General features: G+C 67.9%; 23 protein-coding genes and 1 tRNA gene. 16 read left to right on the top strand and 8 right to left on the bottom strand.

Annotated elements, in window-relative coordinates; all coding sequences use genetic code 11:
* Positions 1 to 4: 4 nt before the first annotated feature.
* From ABFD52_12340 to ABFD52_12320, 5 genes are all read right to left on the bottom strand, one after another.
* Complete coding sequence (locus ABFD52_12340; protein MEN6561555.1) at positions 5 to 511, bottom strand: hypothetical protein; 507 nt, start codon at positions 509 to 511, stop codon at positions 5 to 7.
* A 72-nt stretch (positions 512 to 583) separates the two neighbouring features.
* Positions 584 to 2,311: an amidohydrolase family protein gene (locus tag ABFD52_12335; protein ID MEN6561554.1), complete on the bottom strand. Its 1,728-nt coding sequence runs from the start codon at positions 2,309 to 2,311 to the stop codon at positions 584 to 586.
* A gap of 155 nt (positions 2,312 to 2,466) precedes the next feature.
* Positions 2,467 to 3,573 carry a DUF4097 family beta strand repeat-containing protein gene (locus tag ABFD52_12330; GenBank protein MEN6561553.1) on the bottom strand — a complete coding sequence of 369 codons (1,107 nt, stop codon included), beginning with the start codon at positions 3,571 to 3,573 and terminating at the stop codon, positions 2,467 to 2,469.
* 86 nt (positions 3,574 to 3,659) lie between these two features.
* Entirely contained in the window at positions 3,660 to 4,472 is an 813-nt protein-coding gene (locus ABFD52_12325) for a HEAT repeat domain-containing protein (protein ID MEN6561552.1), read from the bottom strand.
* Positions 4,469 to 5,023 carry a sigma-70 family RNA polymerase sigma factor gene (locus tag ABFD52_12320; protein ID MEN6561551.1) on the bottom strand — a complete coding sequence of 185 codons (555 nt, stop codon included), beginning with the start codon at positions 5,021 to 5,023 and terminating at the stop codon, positions 4,469 to 4,471. Before ABFD52_12320 ends, ABFD52_12325 begins: the two co-directional genes overlap by 4 nt.
* A 225-nt stretch (positions 5,024 to 5,248) precedes the next feature.
* On the opposite strand from ABFD52_12320, the gene purM reads away from it, so the two are divergent.
* On the top strand, positions 5,249 to 6,256 hold the full coding sequence (purM, locus tag ABFD52_12315) for a phosphoribosylformylglycinamidine cyclo-ligase (GenBank protein MEN6561550.1): 1,008 nt from the start codon (positions 5,249 to 5,251) through the stop codon (positions 6,254 to 6,256).
* Between the two features lie 307 nt (positions 6,257 to 6,563).
* Here purM and ABFD52_12310 read toward each other — a convergent pair whose 3' ends face one another.
* Positions 6,564 to 8,201: an alpha-galactosidase gene (locus tag ABFD52_12310; protein ID MEN6561549.1), complete on the bottom strand. Its 1,638-nt coding sequence runs from the start codon at positions 8,199 to 8,201 to the stop codon at positions 6,564 to 6,566.
* Positions 8,198 to 8,542 carry a hypothetical protein gene (locus tag ABFD52_12305; protein ID MEN6561548.1) on the bottom strand — a complete coding sequence of 115 codons (345 nt, stop codon included), beginning with the start codon at positions 8,540 to 8,542 and terminating at the stop codon, positions 8,198 to 8,200. Before ABFD52_12305 ends, ABFD52_12310 begins: the two co-directional genes overlap by 4 nt.
* 193 nt (positions 8,543 to 8,735) lie before the next feature.
* On the opposite strand from ABFD52_12305, the gene ABFD52_12300 reads away from it, so the two are divergent.
* From ABFD52_12300 to ABFD52_12270, 7 genes are all read left to right on the top strand, one after another.
* The gene (locus ABFD52_12300; GenBank protein MEN6561547.1) at positions 8,736 to 9,734 is read left to right on the top strand and encodes a 6-bladed beta-propeller; all 999 of its coding nucleotides are present in this window, start codon (positions 8,736 to 8,738) and stop codon (positions 9,732 to 9,734) included.
* A 95-nt stretch (positions 9,735 to 9,829) separates the two neighbouring features.
* Positions 9,830 to 9,905, top strand: a tRNA-Ala gene (locus ABFD52_12295).
* A gap of 43 nt (positions 9,906 to 9,948) precedes the next feature.
* A complete protein-coding gene (locus ABFD52_12290) occupies positions 9,949 to 10,737 on the top strand; it encodes a sulfite exporter TauE/SafE family protein (GenBank protein MEN6561546.1) in 789 nt (262 codons plus the stop codon).
* A gap of 7 nt (positions 10,738 to 10,744) precedes the next feature.
* Positions 10,745 to 11,209 (top strand): Mut7-C RNAse domain-containing protein, encoded by a 465-nt coding sequence (locus ABFD52_12285; protein ID MEN6561545.1) that lies wholly within the window; start codon positions 10,745 to 10,747, stop codon positions 11,207 to 11,209.
* 70 nt (positions 11,210 to 11,279) lie between these two features.
* Positions 11,280 to 13,973 carry a GH116 family glycosyl-hydrolase gene (locus tag ABFD52_12280; GenBank protein MEN6561544.1) on the top strand — a complete coding sequence of 898 codons (2,694 nt, stop codon included), beginning with the start codon at positions 11,280 to 11,282 and terminating at the stop codon, positions 13,971 to 13,973.
* Between the two features lie 53 nt (positions 13,974 to 14,026).
* Entirely contained in the window at positions 14,027 to 14,926 is a 900-nt protein-coding gene (locus tag ABFD52_12275) for a cyanophycinase (GenBank protein MEN6561543.1), read from the top strand.
* Entirely contained in the window at positions 14,923 to 16,326 is a 1,404-nt protein-coding gene (locus ABFD52_12270) for a Na+/H+ antiporter NhaC family protein (GenBank protein MEN6561542.1), read from the top strand. Before ABFD52_12275 ends, ABFD52_12270 begins: the two co-directional genes overlap by 4 nt.
* A 58-nt stretch (positions 16,327 to 16,384) precedes the next feature.
* Here ABFD52_12270 and ABFD52_12265 read toward each other — a convergent pair whose 3' ends face one another.
* Positions 16,385 to 16,768 carry a hypothetical protein gene (locus tag ABFD52_12265; protein ID MEN6561541.1) on the bottom strand — a complete coding sequence of 128 codons (384 nt, stop codon included), beginning with the start codon at positions 16,766 to 16,768 and terminating at the stop codon, positions 16,385 to 16,387.
* 205 nt (positions 16,769 to 16,973) lie between these two features.
* Between ABFD52_12265 and ABFD52_12260 the strand changes: the two genes are divergently transcribed.
* The 8 genes from ABFD52_12260 to ABFD52_12225 all read left to right on the top strand — a co-directional run bounded on the left by ABFD52_12260 (position 16,974) and on the right by ABFD52_12225 (position 24,949).
* Entirely contained in the window at positions 16,974 to 17,672 is a 699-nt protein-coding gene (locus tag ABFD52_12260; protein MEN6561540.1) for a CDGSH iron-sulfur domain-containing protein, read from the top strand.
* A 158-nt stretch (positions 17,673 to 17,830) separates the two neighbouring features.
* Positions 17,831 to 18,418 carry an RNA polymerase sigma factor gene (locus ABFD52_12255; protein ID MEN6561539.1) on the top strand — a complete coding sequence of 196 codons (588 nt, stop codon included), beginning with the start codon at positions 17,831 to 17,833 and terminating at the stop codon, positions 18,416 to 18,418.
* A gap of 10 nt (positions 18,419 to 18,428) precedes the next feature.
* A complete protein-coding gene (locus ABFD52_12250; GenBank protein MEN6561538.1) occupies positions 18,429 to 19,136 on the top strand; it encodes a zf-HC2 domain-containing protein in 708 nt (235 codons plus the stop codon).
* A gap of 30 nt (positions 19,137 to 19,166) precedes the next feature.
* Positions 19,167 to 20,132 (top strand): DUF4097 family beta strand repeat-containing protein, encoded by a 966-nt coding sequence (locus ABFD52_12245; protein ID MEN6561537.1) that lies wholly within the window; start codon positions 19,167 to 19,169, stop codon positions 20,130 to 20,132.
* Positions 20,133 to 20,222: 90 nt separating this feature from the next.
* A complete protein-coding gene (locus ABFD52_12240) occupies positions 20,223 to 21,347 on the top strand; it encodes an MFS transporter (GenBank protein MEN6561536.1) in 1,125 nt (374 codons plus the stop codon).
* 191 nt (positions 21,348 to 21,538) lie between these two features.
* Positions 21,539 to 23,098 carry a DUF3362 domain-containing protein gene (locus ABFD52_12235; GenBank protein MEN6561535.1) on the top strand — a complete coding sequence of 520 codons (1,560 nt, stop codon included), beginning with the start codon at positions 21,539 to 21,541 and terminating at the stop codon, positions 23,096 to 23,098.
* Positions 23,099 to 23,258: 160 nt separating this feature from the next.
* Positions 23,259 to 24,575, top strand: a complete 1,317-nt coding sequence (locus ABFD52_12230; protein ID MEN6561534.1) for a radical SAM protein — start codon at positions 23,259 to 23,261, stop codon at positions 24,573 to 24,575.
* The gene (locus ABFD52_12225) at positions 24,566 to 24,949 is read left to right on the top strand and encodes a metalloregulator ArsR/SmtB family transcription factor (protein MEN6561533.1); all 384 of its coding nucleotides are present in this window, start codon (positions 24,566 to 24,568) and stop codon (positions 24,947 to 24,949) included. The genes ABFD52_12230 and ABFD52_12225 overlap by 10 nt, the downstream gene beginning before the upstream one ends.
* Positions 24,950 to 25,017: the final 68 nt, after the last annotated feature.

Raw genomic sequence — 25,017 nt, 5'->3', positions numbered from 1 at the left:
GGGCCTAGTCCTCGGGCTCGCGCGCCCTGCGGCCGATGCCGAAGCCGAAGGACAGCGCGGCGGCGACGTCCCTGCTCGTGCTCAGGTAGAACAGGGACAGGGTCAGCCGGCCCGGGCCCGCGAAGTAGCCGACCTGGGCCTTGGGGACGAGCCGGCCGCCGGCCATCGTCTTCCAGTCGGAGACCCGGCCGACGGCGCCCCCTCCGACATAGAAGTTCCTGAAGCGCAGGTTCACCGTGGCCCCGGGCACGACGCGGACGCTGCTCCCGGCGTTCTGCCGGACCCAGATCGCCGCTTCGGGGTTGAACGTGACCAGGCGCCCGAGCCGGAACTCGAGCTCGGGACCGAGGCTGACCCATTTTGGATAGGTGAAGAGATTGATGTAGCCGAAGTCGATGTAAAGCTGGACCGGCCGCGTGTTCAGGCGCGGCTGGGCCGCGGCCGGCAAAGCCGCCGCCGCCAGGAAGATGAGCCCCGCCGCGGCCGTCGTCAGGAAGATCTTCTTTCGCATGTCCGCGCCCTCCGTCCCTAAGGCTCATTATACCCCGGCGGACGAACGTTCGTTGCGCCGCGCCGCGCCGGCCTAGCGCTGGAAAAGGACCTTGCCGCCGACGATCGTGTAGAGGACCTCGGTCCCGGGGATATCGGCCTCCGGGCAGGTCATGATGTCGCGCGACAGGACCGTGATGTCAGCCAGCTTGCCGGGCGCGAGAGATCCCTTGAGCCCAGTCTCGAACGCGGCGTAGGCGCCGTTGATGGTGTAGCCGCGCAGGGCCTCCTCGCGGGTCATCCTCTGGTCCGGATAGAAGGCAGTTCCGTCCTTGAGCCCGCGGGTGACGGCCGCGTAAAAATTGGCCATGGGATCGACGCGTTCGACGGGGACATCCGTGCCGATGGGGATGGTCGAGCCGGCCTCCATGAGCTTGCGCCAGACATAGGCGCCCGCGGCCGCCCGCGCTTCGCCGATCCGCTTGGGGACCCACGGCCCGTCCGAGGTGCAGTGGATAGGCTGCATGGCCGGGATGACCCCGAGCCCGGCGAAGCGCGGGATGTCGGCGGCGCCGAGGTGCTGGGCGTGCTCGACGCGCCAGCGCAGGTCGGTTTTGCCGGGGTGGGCCTTGAAGGCCTCCTCGTAAACGTCGAGCGTCTCGCGGTTGCCGCGGTCGCCGATGGCGTGGGTGGCCAGCTGGAAGCCGTTCTCGATGGCGAACTTGGCCGTGGCCTTCATCTCTTCGATCGATGTCGTGTTGAGGCCGGTCGACGACGGGAGGTCGCTGTAGGGCTCGAGAAGCCAGGCGCCGTGGGCGCCGAGCGCGCCGTCCATGAGGCGCTTGACGGCCCGGACCGTCAGGTGATTGCCGGCCTCGCCGATCATGCGGTAGGCCGGGCCGCGCTCGGCCAGGGCCTTGCTGCCGGCGCTGAGCATGACATAGAGCCGGACGGGGAGGGCGCCCTCGCCGGCCATCTTCCTGTAAAGGTCGACCGCGGCGAACGGGACGCCGGCGTCGTGGAAGGTCGTGACGCCGTGAGCCAGGCACTCCCGGGCGGCGAGGTCGACGAGCCTGCGCATCTTCGCCGTCTCCTCTTCGGGCGTCGCCGTCCCCTCCTCTTCGTAGCGGATCAGGCCCATGGCTTCCTCGAGGAAGGCGCCGGTGGGCCGGCCCTTGGCGTCGCGGACGATCTTGCCGCCGGCCGGGTCGGCCGTCGCCGCCGTGACGCCCGAAAGGGCCATGGCCTTGGCGTTGGCCAGGGACGAATGGCCGCTGGCATGCTCGAGAAGCACGGGATTGTCCGGCGTCGCCCTGCTCAGGGCGTCATGGAGAGGCAGACCCTCGACGCTGGGCACGGGGACCTTGTCCCACTTGTCCTGGTGCCAGCCCCGGCCGATGATCCACTGTCCGGGCTTGGCCGACCTGGCCGCCTCGGCCGCCAGGGCGACGATGTCCTCCCAGGTCCTGGCCCTGGTCAGGTCCAGGATGGTCATGGACTCGCCGAGCCCCAGGAAGTGGCCGTGGCTCTCGATGAGCCCGGGCACGGCCAGCGCCCCGCCGAGGTCGATGATCCGGGTGCCGTCGCCGACGTGGCGCCGAAAGCCTTTCGAGTCCCTGCCGACGGCGGCGATGCGGTCGCCCGCGACGGCGATCCAGGTCGCCTCCGGGAACCGGTCGTCGACGGTCACGATCTTGCCGTTGACGAGGATCAGGCTGGCCGTTTCGGCGGGCTGCTTCTGCCGGCGGTTGACGATGAACAGGACCGTGATGACGGCGACGAGGACGACGAGGATTCCCAGGCGGCGGTTCTTGGCGGACATGCGATGGACCCTCCAGGCTCGCGATTCCGGGCGTGGCCAATTATAGCCCCGGGCCGCGGCCTGTCAATCCGGGAAGAGGGATACCGTCGGGAGGAGAAAAAAGGGCGTCCCGGGGACCGGCCCCGGGACGCCCGTGGTTCGCGCGGATCGCGTCCTTACTTCTTCTTGCGGATGTAGATGTCGCCGCTGAACGTGTTGAACGAGAACTCCTGGCCGCCGCCGTTGACGAGCCCCAGGAGGGACCTGTCGAAGGAGATATGGTACTTGCCGGCCTCGGCCTTGCCGGCTTCCTCGCTCCGGGTCGCCTTCCGCCCCACGGTCATGTCGAAGTCGCTGTAGATCTCGCCCTGGTCGGACTTCATCTTCAGGTTGGCCTTGATGTCGGCCGGCAGGGTGACGTCGATGTCGCCGCTCATGGTGCTGAAGGACAGCGGCTTGTCGGCGGCGACGCGGTTCAGGGACACGGTGATGTCCCCGTTGACCGTGTGCACGAGCGTGTTCCCGGAGACGTTCGTCAGGGTCACCGGGCCCTGCATGTTGTTGATGTCGATCTCGCCGCTGACGCCTTCGACGACGACCGCGCCGTCCATGGACGACCGGACCTCGAGCGACGTCGTCCGGGGGACCTGGATGACCAGGTCGGTGGCCGCCTTCCAGGACTGGGTATTGATCGTCACGACGTTGTCCTGTTCCTCGACCTCCAGGCCCGAGTTCGAGCCGGAGAGGCGCTTCATGCCGGCGATCTTCTTTTCCTTATCTTCGAGGGCTTTCTTGCCGTCCTGGAAGAACAGGCTGTAGTTGCCGGCCTGCCGGTCGTAGTCGCGTTGGATCCTCTTGGCCAGCCGTTCCTGTTCGTCCAGCAGGCGGGCCTGGAGCTCCTCCTCGGTGTGCGGCCGCACTTCGGCGTCGCCTGTCGCGGCCTTGGGGGCGGGCGCCGGCACGGCGGCCGGAGCCGGCTGGGCGGGAGGTGCGGGCATGGCCAGAGCGTAGCGGCCGCCCCGGGAATAGAATTCGACGAGCCCGCTCAGCGCCTTTTCGCGGACCCGGGCCTCGACGACGACGTCCTTGCCGTCGTAGCCCTTGATGGTGATGCTGCCCCGCATGACCGAGACCTCGATCCTGGCCGGCTTGGCCGGGTTCGAGAGCGGCACCACGGCCCGGTCAGGGGCCTCTTCCTTGGCTTGGGCCAGGGCCCAGCCGCACGTCCCGGCCGCGAGCAGGGCCAGGGCCAGGATGTTGCCGATCCGTTTGTTCGTGTTCATATCGTTTCCTCCATGTCCGTCTTGGACGTTGATATCGATCGGCGGGCGATCAGGGCGCCGCCGTCGCCGTTCATTCATGGCCGTCCTCAGAGCGCGATCTGCTGCAGGCCCTGCTCGGCCCGCTTCTTGACGTCCGGGGTGAGCTCGCCGGCGTCGATCAGCTTCTTGAGGGCGTCGGCGGCCTTGGCCTCGCGCACCTCGACCAGGAAGTCGATGAGCGCCACCTGGACGAGGGGATAGGTCTGGACCGACAGGGAACGGACCAGGCTCTCGCGAACGCCGGGCCGGTCGCGGAAGAGGTACAGGGCGTCGACGGCGGCCAGCCGCACGTTGGGATTCGGGTCGGCGTCGACGGCCTTGAAAAGCGCGGCCAGGGTCGCGTCGCTCGGGTTCTTGACCTCGGCGGTGTAGCCGACGCCTTGGATCCGCTCGGAGGCCGAGGGGTCGTTCAGAAGCGACAGGGCGACCTGCTGGCGCATGTCCTGGACCTGGCGGGACAGGGCGGCGTAGCTCCCGCCGCCGCGCCGCGCGCCGCTGATGAGCCAGCCGGCGCCGAGGCCGACGAGGAGCAGGAAGGCCGAGAACGAGGCGGCGAAGGCGGGCCGGCGGAAGCTGAACCGGCCGGCGAAGCGGGACCGGGGCGCGGCCGCCGCGGCGGCGGCCCGGGCGATCTTCCGCCGCTCGTCCTCGAGCATGGCGTAGAAGCGGGCGCGGACGACGCTGCCCGGCTGCTCCTCGGGCAAAACGCCGAGCTTGGCCCAGACCACGGTCAGGTTCTCGAGATCCTGGCGGCAGGCCTGGCAGCCGAGGATGTGGGCCTGGACCTCGGCCCGGCCGGCCTCGTCGAGGTCCCCGGTCAGGTAATCGGCGAACTTTTCCTGGGTCTTTTCGCAGGTCATGACAGGTCTCCACGCTGAAGCTCGAGGTAGGCGCGGCTGAGGTCCTTGAGGGCCCGGTGGACCTGGGCCTTGACCGTGCCCACCTGGACTCCCGTGAGCTCGGCGATCTCCCGGAGCTTGAGGTTCTGGAAGCGGAAGAGGACGAGGATCTCCCTCTTCCGCACGGGCAGGCGGTCGAGGGCCCGGCGGACGAGGTCAGCCTCCCGGTCGGCCTCGTAGGCGGCCTCTGGCAGGGGCTCGCGGCCGGGCATCTCGGCGTACTGCTCGTCGAGGGGGAGAGCCGGCTTCCGCTTCCTTAAATGGTCGATATGGGCGTTGCGCGCGATCTGGAAGAGCCAGACGTTGAACCGGCTCTCGCTGAGGTAGCCGGTCCGGTACTTAAGGATGCGGACGAAGACCTCCTGGACGAGATCCTCGCTCGCGGCCTGGTCGCCCGTCAGGCGGAGGAAGAAGTTGTAGAGCATGGTCTGGTATCTCTCGAACAGGACGGCCAGCTTCTCGACCCGGCCGTCCCGGACGTCTTCCATCAGCTCGTTGTCCGTCGGTGACATGCGTCCGGTCATCCTTGTCCTTAAGTGATCGGCGTTCATCGATAAATACCGCCCCTCGGGGAAAAGGTTACACCGCGGTGCAGAAGGGGTCAAACCTGCTTTTTGCTCATTTTTGCGCAAAAAGCAGTTTTGACCCCCTCTATCCGGTTCGGCCCCGGCTTGTCCGGTTTGACTTGGCCGGGAGCGGATGCTATAAACAAGGAGATTCCCCCCTGGAGAACGAACATGCCCCGTACCCGAGCGACCTATAAGAAAGCCGGCGTAGATATCGACGCCGCCGACCGCTTCATCGGCCTGATCAAGCCGCTCGTCCGGACGACGGGCCGGCCGGAGGTCCTCGGCGGGATCGGCGGCTTTTCGGGGCTTTTCCGGCCCCGCCTGGCCGGGATGAAGAAGCCGGTCCTGGTTTCCTCGACGGACGGCGTCGGGACCAAGCTTCTCATCGCCGACCTGGTCAAGAAGTACGACACGGTCGGCGTCGACCTGGTGGCCATGTCGGTCGACGACGTCGTCGTCCTCGGGGCCGAGCCGCTTTTCTTCCTGGATTACATCGCTGTCGGCAAGGTCGAGCCGCCGATGCTCGTCGACCTCGTCAAAGGCGTCGTCCGGGGCTGCCGCGAGGCCCGCTGCGCCCTGGTCGGCGGCGAGACGGCCGAGCTGCCCGGCCTCTACGCCCCCGGCAAGTGGGACCTGGCCGGCTTCTGCGTCGGGCTCGTCGACCAGCCGAAGATCATCGACGGCCGGTCCTGCCGGGCCGGGGACGCCGTCATCGGCCTGGCCTCGAGCGGCCTCCACAGCAACGGCTATTCGCTGGCCCGCAAGGTCTTCTCGCCCAGGGAGATCAAGGCCGGCCTGTGGCGGGATCTCCTCCGGCCGACGAGGATCTACTGTTCGGCCATCCTCGAGGTCCTGAAGACGGTCCGCATCAAGTCCATGGCCCATATCACCGGCGGCGGCTTCTACGACAACATCCCCCGGGTCATCCCCGAAGGATTCGGGGCCAGGATCGAGAGGGGATCGTGGCCCATCCCTCCCATTTTCCTGAAGATCCAGCAGGCCGGCCGGATCGAGGAACGCGAGATCTTCCGGACCTTGAACATGGGCATCGGCATGGCCCTGGTTGTCGCCCCAGGGGACGTGGACCGGACCATTGGCGGCTTCGACAGATTGGGCTTCCGGGCTTGGACCATAGGTGAAGTGGTCCGCGGCCCGCACGAAGTCGCCCTGATCTGACGGCCGGCTCCTTACAACCGCCGTGTCATATCCTGACAAAATGGGACATTTCTAAAAACCCGCTTGACATCACAAGTGAAATGCTTATTGTCACATATGCGGGAACGGGAAGGTGCGGTCACGGGACCCACTAGAAGGTGAGGAGTAGAAGAGGGGAAGGGGGTTTCCCCGAGAGCCGGGGACCGAGCTTCTAAGTTCGGATCCTCGGCTTTTCCATACATCTCGCGGCCAGCATAGAAGGCGGATCTTTCCCCGAAGGAACGATCCGGCCCGGTTTCGCCGGCAACCCGCGCGCGGCGGGTCCGGCTTACAGGACGACCGCCGAACGGGGCGCGACCGTCCGTCCCTCGATCATCCTCATGTCGTCCGAGAGGTTGGCGGCCAACCGGATGTCCCCGCCCCGCCCGTCCTTCCTGCCGATGATATAGGCGTCTTCCCCGCACTCGCCCAGCAGCCCCTCGACTCCGGCCCGGCCTCCCCGGAGCGCCAGGGCGCGCCGGAGCAGCGCCTTTTCGTCGGGGCCCAGGAGCGAAAGCCGGTCGCTGTCGATGACCATGTTGTCCAGGGCCCCGGCGGCCAGGGCGTAGAGCTCCCGCTCGCTCGCCGTCAGCTCGATCTCGCGGTCCCGCAGGAGAACGCAATCCGGGTCGTTGAGCCAGAAGGCCCGGTGCATGAATTGCCGCATCAGGGCGTTCCTCAGGGCGAAAAAGGCGTTCGGCCCCTGGAACGGCGAGGGCTTGGTCTTCCAATAGGGCGCCGTGTCCTCGCCGATGCGCATGCCGTCCACCAGGCCGACCGATGGCAGGAGCGGCGCGCCGCAGCCGAGGACGAAATCCCGGCCGGCCGCCCGCCTGATGAGGCGCAGCCCTTCCCGGTAGGCCTGGACCGGGGTGACGTTCCGGCGCCGCTCGCCCGGCATGGCCGCGGCGAACAGGAAATCGATCTTTAGATACGAGAACCCGGCCTGACGCAGCGTCCGGAACGTCGCGTCGAGCCACCTCCGGACCTCCGGGTGCGTCGTGTCCAGGGCGTAGATCGTCTTTCCCCAGCCCCTGTAGCAGGGCTTGGGCCGTCCGCCCTCCGCGACCATCCAATCGGGGTGTTCGGCGAAGAGCCGCGACGTTTCCGCGGCGCTGAACGGGGCCGTCCAGATCCCGGCCCGGAACCGCCTTGACTTGATGGCCCGGGCCAAGCCCCCGAGATCGGGATACCCCGGCCTGGCCGACATCCAGTCGCCGATCTCCGTCTCGTAGCCGTCGTCGACCTGGAAGACGTCGAAGGGGAAGGACTTCCTGTCCGCGGCCGCCGTGTCGAGGTTCTCGACGACGTCCGGCCAGCCGAGCTTCCCGAAGTAGTGGTACCAGCTGCACCAGCCGGCCGGGTTCCAGGGATTGACGCGGACGCGGTTGGCCCTCTTGACGAGGCGGGCGTAGGCGTCGAGGAGCTCCCCGGCCGGCCCTCCCGCCAGGACCGCCAGGGGCTCGAGCGCGACCGGCGCCTCGAACTCGGCGTCGAAATAGTCGAGCCAGCCGACCAGGTCGTTCCCTTCGATCGTGAAGAACGGGTGGGCGACCCGCGATGTCAGGAAGCCGGCCAGCCCGCCGTCCCAGGCCGCGAAATAATCGCTGACAGGCCCGCGCAGAAGCTCGTCCGGGACGGGCGAGAAAAGATACGGGCTGTAGTCACGGACGACGGCCTCGAGCTCGGGGAAGCGCGTCGACGGAATCGCCCGCTGCATCGGGCCCCAGGACTGCCAGTTGTTGAGGAGGAACGCCGGCGGGGCCGGGGCCCGATAGACCTCGATCCGCCCCGGCCGGCCCGGGATCGTGCCGCTGACGAGATATCCCCCCCCGATCTTCTCGACGGAGGCCTCGAGGCGGGCCCGGCCATAGCGGCGCACCAGGCGGCCGGCGCGGGCGGGTTTGCCGAAAAGCTGGAACGTCACGGCCGGATAATGTCGTTCTTCCTGTAGAAGTTCTCGATCTTTTCCAGGAGCTCGTCGGCCTTGCGGCTGGCCCGCTCCTCGGTCAGCTTGGCCCGGAGCGCCTCCAGCTCGGCCCGGAGCTTCTTCATGGCGTTGACGGCCGTGTCGGCGTCCGCCGTGGAGTCAATGCCGATCAGGCCAGATCGGCCCGCGGCGCTGGCGAATTCGTTGACGACGACGGCGTATCGCTCGCGAAGGTGGGCGACGAGCTGCTCTTCGTCGGATGGCGTCCGTTCGAGTCGCTGGTAGACGAAATAGCCGGCCGCGGCGATGAGGACGAGGACGACGATCGTCTTGCCCATGGCGAGCCCTCCGCCCGCATTGTAGACCAGCCTGGCGGCCGAAACAATGGGGCTTTGCCCGGCCGTCTTGACGCCTCCTCCGCAGCGATACTATATTGACCGCCGGGGAATCGCCGCGCGGACGCGATTCGGAGATCCGCCCGGGTTCGGAGGCGATCCGGACAAAAAGGCGATCGACAGGAGGGACATCAGGATGAAGCAGCGCTTGCCCGCCATCATCTTCGCGGTCGTTTCCTGCCTGATGGGGCCGGTCCTTGCGGCGGCGGAGGGCCGGGCCGCTCGCCCTTCGGCGCTCCCGGCCGGCCAGGTCCCGCCGGTCGCGCTGAGCCCGGACTTGACCATCGGCGTCGAGGACGGCGACGAGCGGCTTATGTTCGGCCAGATCGTCCGCGTCGATGTCGACGGCCGGGGAAACATCTATGTCCTCGATTACAAGTACCGCAGGGTCAGCGTATTCGACGGCCGGGGGGATCTCCTGAGGCTGATCCCCGTCCCGGAAGGGCAAGGCCCGCGGGAGGCGACCAGCCTCGGCGGCATCGCCGTCACGCCCGGGGGAACGCTGTTCGTCAACGACGCCCAAAAGGTGATCGTCTACGGGCCGGAGGGCGAATACCTGCGGACCTTTCGGGTCGATTTCATGATCACTTCGATCGGCTGCCCCGGCAGGGAGGAGCTCGTCGCCATCGGCCCGCATGAAGGAAGGATCCTGCACGTTTTCGACGCCGAAGGGAAGGGCCTCGCGTCCTTCGGCGATGCGTTCGTCCCGCCCGGCGACCTGGAGCCGCTGAAGGGCATGCCCATGTTCGGCGCCCCGATCCTCTTCGACTGCGCCAAGGACGGACGCGTTTTCGTCCTGAACCCGCACGGCTACGAGGTTTCGGTCTTCAAGGACAGGAAGCGCGAGCGCGTCCTCAAGGGCGAGAATCCGGCTTTCAAGCCCATCCAGAGGATGGGCCGGGCCTTCCTCTCCACCGCCGCCCACATCGTTTCGAGCGGCGACCTCGTTCTCGTGGAGTTCCAGGACCTCGATCCCAAAGCCAGGATGTCCGCCGACGTATTCCAGGCCGGGCGGCAGATCGGATCGATCGATATCCCGGGGACGCTCCGTGCCGCGGACACCGGGGGCAGGATCTACGTCGCCGAAGAGGAGGGATTCCCCAGGGTCGTCCGCTATGCCGTCAAGAAGAGCTGAGCGCCGTCCGGACCGTCGGGCGGTTGATGGCGGTGGGCCGTTCTGGTATCATGAGGGGGCTTTTCAGGGCAAGACAGACCCGAAGCGCAAGGCGTGGGCGGTTAGCTCAGCTGGGAGAGCGCGGCGTTCGCAACGCTGAGGTCGGGAGTTCGAATCTCCTACCGTCCACCAATTTTTCCCTTTTCCCGGCCCCGCGGGGCGCGGGGGCGGAAACATGATGATCAGCCACGACATCTGGGTGCTGGCCGGTACGGCCGCCACCCTCGGCCTCGTCCACACGGTCATCGGCCCCGACCACTACCTGCCGTTCATCGTCATCGGCCGGGCCCGCAACTGGACGCTCCGCAAGACCCTCTTCGTCTCCTTCTTCGCCGGCCTCGGCCACATCCTGAGCTCCGTCGTCCTCGGCTTCGCCGGAATCGCCCTGGGCATCGCCGTGGCCAGGCTCGAGGGCGTCGAATCGACGCGCGGCGCGATAGCGGCCTGGCTCCTCATCGGCTTCGGTTTCGCCTATTTCGCCTGGGGCATGCGCCGGGCCTGGCGCGGCCAGCCCCACACCCACCCGCACTTCCACGACCACGAGGACGCGGTCGTCCATCCCCACGGTCCCGACCAGGGCCCGCACGACACGGACCACGAGCACGTCCACCAGCACGCCCACGCCCACACCCACGAGCTGGCCGAGCACGCCCATCCCCACGGCGAGGACCCCGGCAAGGCCAACATCACGCCCTGGGTCCTGTTCACGATCTTCGTTTTCGGCCCCTGCGAGCCGCTCATCCCGCTGGTGATGTATCCGGCCGCCCGCCACAGCACGGCCGGAGTGGCCCTGGTGGCCGGCGCCTTCGGGCTGGCGACCATCGCCACGATGCTGGTCATCATCTCCGCGGCCTCGTACGGGGCGAGCTTCGTCAAGCTGGGCAAGCTCGAGCGCTATTCCCACGCCCTGGCCGGCCTGATGATCCTCGTCTCCGGCCTGGCCGTCCAATTCCTCGGCCTCTAGGAGGCCCATGACCTTTGTCGCCGACTGCATGCTCGGCAGGCTGGCCAAGTGGCTGCGCATCCTCGGCTTCGACGTCGCCTACTTCTCCAGGGCCGAGGACCGCGACCTGGCCGCCCTGGCCCGCCGCGAAGGCCGAGTCCTCCTGACCCGCGACACCGGCCTCATCGAGCGGACGGCCAAACGGCCCAACCGCCTGTTCGTCCGCAGCGACGACTGGGAGGACCAGGTCGTCCAGGTCCTCGACGAGTTCGGCCTCTGGGACGCGGTCCGGCCGAACACGCGCTGCATCGCCTGCAATCTCCCGCTCAGGCCCCTGAGCCGCGAGCGGGCCAGGAACCTGGTCACGCCCTTCGTCACCGAGCACGCCGCGTCGTTCGCCATCTGCCCGGGCTGCCAGCGCGTTTTCTGGCAGGGCACGCACTACGGCGACATGGAGCGCAAGATCGCCAAGCTCCGCGGGCGCCGGGGGTGATTGACTTTCCGGATTCGTTCCTTTAGAAGGGAAGGCGGACACGCCCGATCCCAACGCCGAGGAGGCCTCCATGAAAGGTCCGATCCTCCCGAGGCGGGCCCCGGCCCGCCTGCTGGCCCTGTCGCTGCTGGTCCCGCTCGCCGCGCCCGCTCTGGCCGCCGGACAGGCGGCGTCGATCTCGAAACCGTACGGCCATGACGAGCTCGTGCGCTCCGGCCCGGTCCGCGCCTTCGAGGGCCCGGCGCTCGGCGAGGTCGCCTTTCCGCTCGGCGGCGTCGGCACCGGCACGATCTCGCTCGGCGGCCGCGGCAACCTCCGCGACTGGGAGATCTTCAACCGGCCGGGCAAGGGCGTCCACATGCCTTTCACCTTCTTCGCCCTGTACTGCGAACAGTCCGGCCGCAAGGCCGTCCGGGTCCTGGAAGGTCCGCTCGCGCCGCCGTTCACGACCGGCTTCGGCTTCAAGCGCGTCTTCGTGCCCGGCCTGCCGCGCATGGAGAAGGCCAGCTTCAAGGGCGAGTACCCCTACGCCGAGGTCGAGCTTTCCGACAGCCAGGTCCCGCTCGCGGTCAGGCTCGAAGCCTTCAACCCGCTCGTCCCGCTGGAGCCGGACGATTCCGGCATCCCGGCCTTCGTCCTGCGCTACCGCGTCAAGAACACGGGCGCCGCGCCGGTCAAGGTCACCATCGCCGGCTCGATCATCAACCCCATCGGCTACGACGGCGTCGGCCAGGTCGACGGGCTGGCCAACGACAAGTTCGGCCAGAACGTCAACGAGATCAGGGCCACGCCGGCGCTCCGCGGCCTGGCCATGTCCTCGCGCAAGGTCAAGCCCGGCGAGCCGGCGTTCGGCACGATGGCCCTGGCGACCCCCTGGCCCGACGTCACCTACCTCAGCCACTGGGTCCGCGGCGAATGGTGGGACGATCTCCAGATCTTCTGGGACGACTTCTCCGCCGACGGCAGGCTCAAGGACCTGGCCGAGGTCTCGCCGTCGCCGGACAAGCAGACCGACGTCGGGACGCTCGGCCTCATGGCCACGATCGGCCCCGGCGAGGAGGTCGTCCTGCCGTTCATCGTCTCCTGGAATTTCCCCAACCTCATCAACTACTTCGACGTCGTGCCCGAGCAGCGCGGCCGCATCTTCAGGAACTACTACGCGACGAGGCACGCCGACGCCTGGGCCGCGGCCGAATACCTGCAGGCCAACCTCGACCGCCTCGAGAAGACGAGCCGGGCCTTCCACGACGCCTTTTTCGGGACGACCCTGCCGCCCTACGTCCTCGACGCCGTCTCGAGCCAGGCCGCCATCATTCGCACGACGACCGGCTTCCGCCTCGAGGACGGGAACTTCTTCGGCTTCGAGGGCTGCGGCGACCAGGGCGGCTGCTGCCCGCTCAACTGCGCGCACGTCTGGAACTACGCCCAGTCGCTGGCTTTCCTCTTCCCCGCGCTCGAGCGGACCATGCGCGAGACGGACTTCCTGAACAACGTCAAGCCCGACGGGGCGATGATGTTCCGCACCTCGCTGCCGCTCGGGAGCGGCGTCCTCTGGAACTTCAAGCCGGCCGCCGACGGCCAGCTGGGCCGCGTCATCAGCCTCTATCGCGACTGGCAGATCTCGGGCGACACGGCCTGGCTCAAGAAGCTCTGGCCGCAGGCCAAGAAGGCCCTCGACTACGCCTGGAAAGCCTGGGACGCCGACCGCGACGGCCTGCTCGAAGGCGAACAGCACAACACCTACGACATCGAGTTCTACGGCCCGAACAGCATGCTCAGCGGCTTCTACCTCGGGGCGCTCAAGGCCGGCAAGGCCATGGCCTATGCCGCCGGCGACATCACGTCGGCCAAGGTCTACCTGGCCATGTACGACAAGGCCCGGGCGGCCTACGACGCCGCGCTCTGGAACGGCGAGTACTACGTCCAGAAATACGACAAGGTCATGGAGAAGAAATACCAGTACGGCGAGGGCTGCCTGTCGGACATGCTCCTCGGCCAGTGGCTGGGCATGGTCGCCGGTCTTGACCGCTGTCTGCCGGCCGAGCGCATCAAGTCGTCGCTGCGGGCCATCTACGTGCACAACTTCCTCGCCGACTTCCGGAACTTCGCCAACGTCCAGCGGACCTACGCCCTCAACGACGAGAAGGGCCTGCTCCTCTGCTCGTGGCCCAGGGGCGGCCGGCCGCCCCTGCCGTTCCCGTACTCCGACGAGGTCTGGACGGGCATCGAGTACCAGGTCGCCTCGCATCTCATCTACGAAGGCCTGCTCGAGGAGGGGCTGAGCCTGGTCAAGGCGGTCCGCGACCGCTACGACGGCCTCCGCCGCAATCCCTGGAACGAGGTCGAATGCGGGCATCATTACGCCCGGGCCATGTCCTCGTGGGGCGTGCTGCTGGCCCTGGCCGGCTATTCCTATTCCGGGCCGGAAAAGAGGATGGGATTCGACCCCAAGATGAACGCGGACGATTTCCGGACGGTCTGGACGGCCGGCTCGGGCTGGGGCGCCTACTCCCAGAGGTCCGAGGCCGGCGGGAAGCTGGCCCTCCGGCTCGAGGCCGGGGCCGGTTCGGTCGAGCTCGCGGAGCTCGATTTCACCCTGCCGCCCGCGGTCGCCGGCAAGGCCCCCCGCTCGATCAAGGCCGCCGTGGCCGGGACGACGCCCGCGGCCACGGTCCGGAAGACGGGCGACGCCGTCCGGGTGATCTGGCTGGCGCCCGTCCGGGTCGGGCCGGGCAAGCCGCTGACGGTCGATATCGCCTTCTGAGCGCTTTTTGATAAGATAGGCGCTCGATGATCACCGGTCCCCGGAGGAAGAGCTTGAAAAAGAACCCAGCCGCCATCCTGCCGCTCGTTTTGATCGCCCTGGCCGCGGGGGCCTGCGCCGCGAAAGGCCCCGCCCCGGCCGCCCCGCTGCCCAAGGGCTATCTCTTCATCATCGGCGGCGGCGAGCGCGACGCGCCGCTGATGAAGCGCTACATCCGGCTGGCCGAGGCTCACGACACGGGCCGGATCGTCATCTTCACCATGGCCAGCGGCTCGCCCGACGAGGTCGGGCCGGAGCTTCTCACGGAGTTCAAGGGCAACGGCGCCAGGGATGTCGTCTATTACAACCTGACCCGCGACCAGGCCCTGAAACCCGGGAGCGACAAGATCCTCGACGGCGCCGGCGGGATCTGGTTCTCCGGTGGCGACCAGGCGCTCCTGGCCGCGGCCCTCCTCGATACGCCCATCCACAAGCGCATGCTCGACCTCTACGCGCGGGGCGCCGTCGTCGGCGGGACGAGCGCCGGCGCGGCGGTCATGAGCGAGTTCATGATCACCGGCAACGAGAAGCGAACACGCGGCGAGGAGGGGACCTGGGAGGTCATCCTGGCCGACGACGTCGAACACACCCGCGGTTTCGGCTTCGTCCAAAAGGCCGTCATCGACCAGCACTTCGTCACCCGCCGGCGGCACAACCGTCTGATCGCGGTCGTGCTGCAGAACCCGGCCCTGGTCGGCGTCGGCATCGAGGAGTCGACGGCCGTCCTCGTCCGGCCCGACGGCAGGTACGAGGTCCTCGGCGAGGGCCAGGTCATCGTCTACGACGCCCGCCGGGCGAAGACGGCCGTGGCGCCGGACGGCCATCTCGGCGGCCACGGCCTGACCATGCACGTCCTCCTCGCCGGCGACGTCTATGACCTCGCCTCCGGGCGAGCCGAGGAGCCGTCGAAGTGAAGAAGCCGCTCCGCCTGCCGCACACGCTGCTCCTCATCTACGTCATGGTCGTCCTGACCGTGGCGCTCACCTGGATCATCCCCGGCGGCGAGTACCAGCGGGTGGAGAAGGACGGCCGGACCGTTCCCGTGGCCGGCTCCTACCACCGGGTCCCGAGCGAGCCGCAGGGCCTCGGCGGGCTGTTCGTCTCGCCGGCCCGCGGCTTCATCGACGCCGCGGCCATCATTGCCATCCTGTTTATCGTCGGCGGCGCCTTCAACGTCATCCAGAGGACCGGGGCCATCAGCGGCGTCATCCACAACATCACCTTCACCTTCGGCCGCAAAAAGGCCCTGCGGGTGCTGCTCATCCCCGTGGTCATGGTCATCTTTTCGCTCGGCGGCGGGATCTGGGGCATGTGCGAGGAGACCATGCCCTTCATCCTCATCTTCGTCCCTCTGGCCCTGTCGCTCGGCTACGACACCATCGTCGGGGTGGCGATGTGCTTCCTGGGCGCCGCGGCCGGATTCGCGGGGGCGTTCTTCAATCCCTTCACGGTCGGCATCGCCCAGGGCATCGCCGGTCTGCCGCTCTACTCGGGCCTCGGCTACCGTCTGGCCGTTTGGGCCGTCGGAACGGCCGTGGCCATCGCCGTGGTCATGCGCTACGCGGCCAGGATACACAAGCGGCCGGAGCTCAGCCCGACCTACGAGGAGGACCAGGAGAAGCGCAGGAAGCTCAGCGTCGACAAGCCCGTCCTGGAGCGCGTCGCCCTCACCGGCCCGCAGAAGCGGGTGCTCTTCGTCTTCGTCGGCGGCTTCGCCGTCATGGTCTTCGGCATCCTCAGGCACAAGTGGTACATCAACGAGATCGCGGGCGTCTTCCTGGCCATGGGCGTGCTGGCCGGGCTGGCCGGCCGGCTCAAGGGCGACGAGTTTGGGAAGGCCTTCGTCGAGGGGGCCAAGGACATGGTCAACGCGGCGCTGATCATCGGCACGGCCCGGGCCCTGCTCATCGTGGCCCAGGACGGCAAGATCCTCGACACGCTCCTGGCCGGCATGGCCGGGGCGATCTCTCAGCTCCACCCGGTGCTGTCGGCCCAGATCATGTTCCTGTCCCAGTGCGTCATCAATTTCTTCGTCCACTCGGGCACGGCCCAGGCGGCCCTGACCATCCCGATCATGGCCCCGCTCGGCGACCTCGTCGGCATCACCCGGCAGACGGCCGTGCTGGCCTTCCAGTTCGCCGAGTACATCAACCCCGTGCTGCCGACCTCGGGGGTGACCATGGGCGTCCTCGGGCTGGCCGGCCTGCGCTGGGAGAAATGGGCCAAGTGGCTGCTGCCGCTCCTCATCCTCTGGGCCATCTTCGCCGCCCTGGCCCTCATCCCGCCGGTGCTGCTGAAGTGGGGCCCGGCCTGAGGCCGCAGGGCGTGACTGTCCCCGGCGTGGGAGCCGTTCCTCCGTCCCGATCCCTCGATCAGTCCAGGTAATGCCAGGCGGCGGCCTCGTTCTGGCCGTCCTTGACCACGAACTTGATCTCGACCCTGAGGCCGTTCTTGTATCTTTTCATGAAGCCGATGGTATTGCCGGCCGGGTCCGTGACGGTCGTCGTCTTTCGGAGGTTGAACCAGACCACCTGGCCGTCCTCGCCCCTGATCTCGGCTTTGATGTAGGGTCTGGCCATGCTCCCTCCCATGCGATGGCCGATGATCGTTCCGGCGAAAGAATCGCCGGCCGGCGTCGGAGCCGACGCCGCCTGGGCCGGCGGGGTCGTTCGAGGAGCGGATGTCGCTCCGCCCTTGGGCACACCCATGCAGGCCGCGAGCATCGCCAGGGCCGATACGAGCAGAAGGTTCTTCATGACGGGCACCTCCTTGAATTTTCGTCAGCCGGATCCGCGCGGCTGTAGCATTTTATTGATATTAGTCGTCAACGGAGGCCAGAATATGTCGGATCGGCGCGATTCTTTGAGTCGGCCGGATCGTGCCGGCCGGGCGGATTGACAGCCGGGCGAAGCGGTCGTATCCTCGAGGACGGAGTCCCATCCCCGGCAAAAGGAGGCCGCCATGTCCGCCGATCCCAAGGCCGAACCCCGCATCAAGGTCACGAAGAACGGGCCGTATCTGGTTTCCGGGAAGGTCCCGCTGGACGAGCAGCGGATCGCCTTCGGCAGCGACGGCGAGCCGGCGAAATGGGAGCAGGGTCCCGTCTACCCGGAGCGGGAGACGTACGCCCTGTGCCGGTGCGGCGCGTCGAAGAACAAGCCCTTCTGCGACGGCAGCCACGTCACGGCCGTTTTCGACGGGACCGAGACGGCCGGGCCGGAGCCATATCTTGACGGCGCGGAGCGGACGGCCGGCCCCCGGGTGGACCTGACCTGGTCGCCGAAGCTCTGCATCGGGGCGCGCTTCTGCCACGCCGGCCTGGACGCCTGGAACTACGCCGGGGCGTCCGATGATCCCGGGTGCCGCGCCAGGGCCGTCGAAGAGGCCTGCAATTGCCCGTCGGGGAGCCTGGCGGCCTGGGACAAGACGACGGGGCGGGCCATCGAGCCCGCCTGCCGGCCCGGCATCAGCCTGATCGAGGATCCCCGGACGGGGCTGGCCGGCCCCATCTGGGTCAGGGGCGGGATCGCTATCGAATCGGCCGGGGGCCGCGAATACGAGCGGCGCAACCGGGTGACCCTGTGCCGGTGCGGCCGGTCCGCGAACAAGCCCTTCTGCGACGGCGCCCATTCGGCGATCGGCTTCAGGTCCAGACCCTGACCGCCCCGGTCCTGCCGGGCAACCTTTTCCCCCCCGTTTTCATCTATACCGGTGTGAACGAGATGAGCGCCTGCAGCTTGCTCCTGGCGGTTCCCGGCCAAATCGGGGATAATGGATTCTGTGACGATTACGAATCCTTCCTCGAGTCGGCCCTAGACATGGAGCGCTTGCGCGGCGAGGGCCCCATCTGGGGAACGGCCGACAAGGCCCGCCTGGCTGATCTCGTGGACCGGGGCCGGGCCGGCGAGATGGCGGCGCTCGAAGCCATCTACGAGATGTTCAAGGGGCCGGTCTTTGGCCTCGTCTACCGACACGCCCAGGACCGGGCCTCGGCCGAGGACCTGCTCCAGGACGTCTTTCTCAAGGTCTTCAGCCACATGAGCGAAGTGCGCGACGCCTCCACGTTCCCGGCCTGGGTCTACCGCATCGCCCTGAACACGGCTTACAGCCATCTGCGCCAGAAAAGAACCCAGGCCGGCAAGGTCGTCCCGCTGGCCGATATCGAAGGCCGGATCGAGGAGCCTGGGACGGATCCTGTCGAGAAGGACATCCAGGGGCCCCTCGAGGAGGCCATCCAGGCCCTGGCCCCGCGGCTGCGCACAGTCTTCGTCCTCCACGACGTCCAGGGCTTCAAGCACGGGGAGATCGCCCGGACGATCGGCTGCGCGGTCGGGACCTCCAAGTCCCAGCTGTTCAAGGCCCGGCTGAAGGTCCGGGCCCATCTGCTGGCCCGGAAGGCGGTCTAGGAGAGCGACGATGAGATGCCGCAAAGCCATGAAAGACATCAGCCGCCTGGTCGACGGCGAGCTCCCGGAGCGCGAGCGCGCCCGGCTGGAGCGCCACCTGGCCGCCTGCCCCGGGTGCCGCGAGCTCGAGGCCGACCTGCGGAAGATCGTGGCCGGGGCGGCCAGGCTCGGCGCCCCCGAGCCGTCCGGGAGGGTCTGGGCCAGCATCCGGGCCGACCTCGCGGGCCGGCCGGCGGAAGCGGCGGCCGGGAGGAAAAGGGCTTTCCGGCGCCCGGCGCCCGGCGCGTGGCTGCCGGCCTTTCGTTACGCCGGCGTGGCGGCCGCGGCCGTCGTCCTCGTCGCCGCGGGGATCGTCGCCGGACGGCGCGTCGGCCGCGGGCCGGCGGCGCCCGGGCCCGAGGCCCGCGAGCGATACACGCTGGCCAAGCTCGACGAGGCCGAGCGCCACTACCAGCAGGCCATCACGTCCCTCAGCGAGGCCTTCGCCGCCCAGAAGGGCGTCCTCGCGCCCGAGGTCGCCGAGGTCTTCGACCGCAACCTGTCGGTCATCGACGCCACCATCCAGGCCTGCCGGCGGGCCGTGAGTGAAGAGCCGGACGACCTCGACGCCCGGAATTACCTGATGGCCGCCTACACGCAAAAGATCACCGTGCTCGACGACGCCCTGGACCTCCAGCGCAGGGGCCGGGACGCCGCGAACGGGCGGAAGATCATCTGACCGGATAGAAGGATGAGAAGGAGGATCGCCATGATCAAGAAGCGCCAAGGACAACTGACCGCTGCTCTGGCCGCCGCGGCCCTGGCCGTCATGCTGGTCGCGGCCCCGGCCCTGGCCGAGCAGCGGTTCCAGGAGAAGTTCGAGAAGACCGTGCCCCTGGTCAAGACGGGCCGGCTCTATCTCTCCAATATCTCCGGCAATATCGAGGTCATGACCTGGAAGGAAGCCCAGGTCAAGATCGAGGCCCTCAAGACCTCGAAGGCCGGCTCGCTCGACAAGGCCAAGGAGAACGCGGCCCTGGTGACCATCGAGGTCACGGGCGAAGCCGAGGCGGTCCGCGTCGAAACGCAGTATCCCAAGCGCCAGGGCGGCTTCTGGGGCGGGGATTCGCCCAATGTCTCCGTGGACTACAAGGTCTGGGTGCCCGAGCAGGCCGGAGTCGAGCTCCGGTCGATCAGCGGCGACGTCGAAGTGGCGCCGCTCGGCGGCCCGGCCAAGATCAAGAGCGTCAGCGGCGACGTCCGGCTCGGCGGCGCGGCCGGCGCGGACGTCGACCTGGTCAGCGGTAACCTGATCCTGAAGGACGTCGCCGGCGACGCCTACATCAACGCCGTATCGGGCGACATCGACGCCTCGGCGATCAAAGGCTCGGTCGAGGCCAGGACCGTGAGCGGCGACATCAAGCTGCTGGACGTCTCGGGGGCCCAGACGGTCAAGGCCGGGAGCACCAGCGGCGACATCATCTACACCGGGGCGATCAAGGAAGGCGGCCGCTACGAGTTCAACGCGCACAGCGGCGACGTGCGCATGACCATCCCCGCCGCCTCGTCGTTCGACCTCGAGGCCAACACTTTCAGCGGCGACATCGAAAGCGAGTTCGAGATCTCGGTCAGCGGCAAGATCTCGCCGCGCGAGATCCGCGGCACGGTCGGCAAGGGCGGGGCGACGCTCATGCTCAAGACCTTCAGCGGCAACATCGACCTGAGGAAGAAATAAGAATAATGGCGGGGGACATGATGCCTTTTTCCGAAATTCGGGAATAGGCATCATGCCCCCCATTCCCGCGATTCCGCTATAATGGCAGGCGTGCGCCGCGTCCATCTGATCAATTTCATCCGGACGATGGCGGTGACGACCGTCGTCTTCCTGGCCCCGTTCCAGTTCCTGCGCCTCGGCTTCGGCGGCGTGGAGATCGGGACCATCGTCGCCCTGTACGCCGCCGCGCCCGTCATTTTCGCCTTCCCGACGGGCTGGGCCAACGACCGGCTGTCCATCAGGACGGTCATCACCGGCGGGCTCCTGTCGATGGCCGCGCTTCTCGCGGCCATGAGCTTCGTGCGGAGCGTCGTGCCCATGACCGCGGTCTTCCTGCTCGTCGGCGTGGCCAACAACGCAATCAACGTTTCGATCAACAGCCTTTATTACAAGGGCCAGGGCGCCGCGGACCCAAACCGGAAGTACGGCACGTTCGTCGGCTGGCTCTCGCTCGGGCCGCCCGCCGGGCTCATCCTGGGGAGCGTGCTGGCCCGGGTCGCCGGCTTCCGCGGGCTCCTGGCCGCCCTGGCCGCGCTGACGGCCCTGGCCGCGCTGGCCGTGCGCGGATTGGGCGAGGAGAGATTCGCGGCCGTCTCCATTCGCGAGTACCGGTTCACGATCTTCAACAGGCGGACCCTTCTCTTCTCGGTCTTCCTGGTTTTGCTGGCCCTCCATTGGGGCACGGAGGGGACCGTCTACGGGCCGTTCCTGCGGACGCGGTTCGGCTTGAGCGATCCGGGGGCGGCGCTCTACATGGCCGGAGCCTACCTGGCGCTCGCCTCGGCCGCCTTCCTCGTCGGCCGGCTCAAGTACGATCCCGTCCGCAACCGGCGGTTGTTCCTGGTTGGCATGGCCATGTCGGGGGCCGGCCTCGTACTGATGACGGTCGGCGACGTCCGGCTCTCGTTCGTCTTCCGCTTCCTCCACGAGGGCGGGGACGGCCTGATGGGGGCGTTCGTCGTCCTGACCATCTCGCGGCTCTTCGAGCGGCGCACGGTCGGCGGCAGCGCCGGCATCCTGACGGCCCTGCAGACCTCCGGCCACGTGGCCGGCAGCCTGGTTTTTTCCTGGCTGGGCTTCCGGGCCGGGCTCCAGGTGCCGATGATCGTCGCCGGAGCGATCCTCCTCGCCAACGCCGTTTTCGGCCTCGTCGCCGTCCCAAAATGGGGGACATAGGGAATTCGGGGGGTACGATCGCTTTCCCATAGGGAAGGGCCATGTCCCCGGTTCCCCGCGCGCCTTCACGGGAATTCCCAAAACGGGCGGGCGGACGAATTAGGAAACAGGTATCAGGTCAAGCGTTTTTTACAGGCGGGAAAATAGGAAACGGGTATCATGTCCCCCATTTTATCGCTAGAATAGTCCCGATGATCGCGACGAAAGGCACGGGCTTCGACATCATCCTGGTCAGCGGCGAGCCCTACGCCGATCACCCGCTGTCGCCCGTCGGGATGATCGCCCGGGTGCTCGACGCCGAGGGCTGGAAGGTCGGCGTCATCGAATGCCCGGACTGGAAGGGGAAGGACGACTTCCTCAAGCTGGGCCGGCCGCGCCTCTTTTTCGGCATCACCTCGGGCTCGATCGACTCCATGCTCGTCAACTACACGCCGCTAAAGCGCGAGCGGGCCGTCGATCCCAACGCCCCCTTCCAGTCGCGGATGCCCGACCGGGCCGTCATCGTCTACGCCAACCGCGTCCGCGAGCTCCACAAGGGCGCGCCCATCGTCCTCGGCGGCATCGAGGCCTCGCTCCGGCGCTTCGCCCATTATGATTACTGGGGCGACGACGTCCGCCGCTCCATCCTTCTCGACACCCGCGCCGACATCCTGGTCTACGGGCCGGGCGAGATCCAGGCCGTCGAGATCGCCCGCCGGCTCGACCGCGGCGAGACCCTCGACGGCATCCGCGGCACGGCCGTCATCCGGGCCGAACCGCCGGAGGGCGCGCTCATCGTTCCCTCCTGGGAAGAGGTCGCGGCCGACAAGGACAAGTTCTGCCAGGCCCAGAAGCGCTTCACCATCCGCAAGACGATCGCCCAGAAGCACGCCAACCGGTTCGTCGTCCAATACCCGGCCCCGGACGCCACGCCGGCCGACCTCGACCGTGTCTACGGCCTGCCCTTCACCCGCCGCATCCCCGCGTCCTTTCCCGAGCTGGGCATGGCCCGCTTCTCCGTCCAGACCCACCGCGGCTGCGTCGGCCGCTGCTCGTTCTGCGCCCTGTCGCTCCACCAGGGCGACCGGATCGTCTCGCGCAGCGAAGCGTCCATCCTGGCCGAGATCCGGCGCATGACCCGGCACCCGGAGTGGAAGGGCTTCGTCGACGACCTCGGCGGCCCGACGGCCAACATGTACGGCCTGGACGGGGCGGACGTCGCCGGGGCCCAGCGCCGGCTCCTGGCCCTGATGCGCGCCGCCCGCAAGGTGCCGGGGGTCAAGAAGGTCTTCGTCCGCAGCGGCGTCCGCTACGACCTGGCCCTGGAGAGCCCCGAGTACGTGCGTGAGCTGGTCCGCCACCACACCTCCGGCCTGCTCAAGATCGCGCCCGAGCACGTCTCCGAGAACGTCCTGCGCCTGATGAACAAGAGCGGCGGCCGGCGCCGTCTCGAGGAGTTCCGCAAGCTTTTCGCCGCCGTCGCGGCCCGCGCCGGCGGCCGGCCCCAGCACCTCAAGTACTACTTCATGGTGGCTCATCCCGGCACGACCGAGAAGGAGGCCCGGGAGCTGGCCGCCTACATTCGAACGCTGGAGCGAAGCGGGGAGAAGCCGGTCGAGGGCGTCCAGATCTTCACCCCGACGCCCATGACCCGCTCGACCTGCATGTACCACACCGGGAAAGATCCGATCACGGGCGAAACGGTGTATGTCCCCCGCCCTTACGCCGAGAAGAAGGCCCAGAAGCGGATGCTTGCCGCCGTAACCGACTGACCGTCAGGACGTCCCTGAGCCTGATGTCGCGGTAGGGAAGCCAGCCGGGGCGATATCTTCGCGAAACATCCGATCTGTCTTGACACGTGGGCGCCCTTGATATATGAATATATCATCATATATTGATATGGCGGACACGAAACGGAAGAATGCCTTGAACATGCCCGAGGGGACGGGCCTCTTGGCCCTTTCCGGAAAAGGCGAGAAGGCGCTCCTGCGTGAACGGGAGAACGCCGGCCAGGCCGTTTACCTCCTCAAGGCCGAGGACGGCCGCCTGGCCGTCCCGCCCGGGCTGGAGAAGAGACTCGGCCTCGCGCCCGGGGTCTCCCTCGAAGTGACGGAAGACCACGGCCGCCTGGAGATCCAGCCAAATATCCATAGTCTCAGCCGCCTTTATATCGAGCCCACGTCCCGCTGCAACCTGGCCTGCCGGACCTGCATCCGCAACACCTGGGACGAGCCCCTGGGCGACATGGACTGGCCCGTTTTCGAGCGCCTGGCCGGGCAGCTCGGGCGCTTCCCCCATCTGGAATCGGTCATGTTCGGAGGCTTCGGCGAGCCGACGGCCCATCCCCGCATCATCGACATGATCCGGGCCGTCAAGGCCATGGGGCTCCGGGCCGAGATGACGACCAACGCCACGACCCTCGACGACGCCCTCATCGACGGCCTGCTCGGGGAACGGCTGGACACGCTCTGGATCTCGCTCGACGGCGCGACCGAAGAGAGCTTCGACGCCATCCGGGCCGGGGCCAGCCTGGCGCGCGTCCTCGAGAACGTCGAGAGGCTCGCCAGGCGGAACGGACGCGACGGGCACACTATCGAGATCGGCATCGCCTTCGTGGTCATGAAGACGAACTTCCGTGACGTCAAGCACCTGGACCGGCTGGCCCGCTCGGTCGGAGCCCGCCGCATCATCGTCAGCCATGTCCTGCCCTACAGCGAGGCCATGGAGAAGGAGATGCTCTGCCTCCAGACGCTGACGCTCGAGACCTTCACCTTCGCCCCGGGCAAGACGGAGATCAGCCTGCCCCGCCTCGATGTCAACAATGCGACGAAGGACACGCTCTTCAGCCTGTTCCAGGGCTTCGAGAACCTGACCTTCATGGGCAACCGCATCGCCGTCGACGCCCGCCGCTGCCGCTTCGTCCGCGAACGGACGTCCTTCGTCCGCTGGGACGGCGCCGTCAGCCCGTGCATGGGCCTGCTCCATTCCCACAAGACCTATCTCTACGGGCTCGAGCGCCGCGTCCGCGGCCACTCCTTGGGCGGCGTCCGCGACGGAGACATCGCCGCGATCTGGGACTCGAAGGCTTACAGGGATTTTCGCGAGAAGGTCAAGCTCTTCGATTACTCGCCGTGCCACGTCTGCGGCGGCTGCTCGCTGCTCGAGACGAACGAGGATGACTGCTACGGCAACGCTTTTCCGGCCTGCGGCGGCTGCCTGTGGGCCCAGGGGATCATCCAATGCCCATGAACGACGCGGTCAAGATCTTCAAAGCGCTGGCCGACCCGACCCGCCTGAGGATCGTGCTCCTCATCCGGCGCCGCGAGCTCTGCGTCTGCGAGCTCATGTTCATCCTGGAGATGGAACAATCCCGGGTCTCCCGCCACATGCGGGTCCTGCGCGAGGCGGGCCTCGCCGAGGATGTGCGCCAAGGACGGTGGATCATTTACCGCCTTCGGGACGAGGCCCGGCCGATACTCGACGGCCTTCTGGCCGGGGCGCTCAAGGCGCGTCTCGAGGGCTCGGCCGCGGCCGAGGCTGACGCCTGCAGGCTCGAAGACTGCGTCCGGCAGAACGTCCGCGGCCGCCTCTGCGACGCAGGCCCGAGGCCGGAGGGGGCATGAAAGAGTCCACGCTGTTCATCTGCGGCCGCGACGGGATCCGGGCCTGGATCGAGGAGGCAGTCGTTCAA

The organism is Acidobacteriota bacterium (assembly GCA_039683095.1).
Classification (GTDB): domain Bacteria; phylum Acidobacteriota; class Aminicenantia; order Aminicenantales; family Saccharicenantaceae; genus RBG-16-66-30.
The sequence above is the reverse complement of the archived record's forward strand: the minus strand, read 5'-3'. Positions and strand labels throughout refer to the sequence as shown.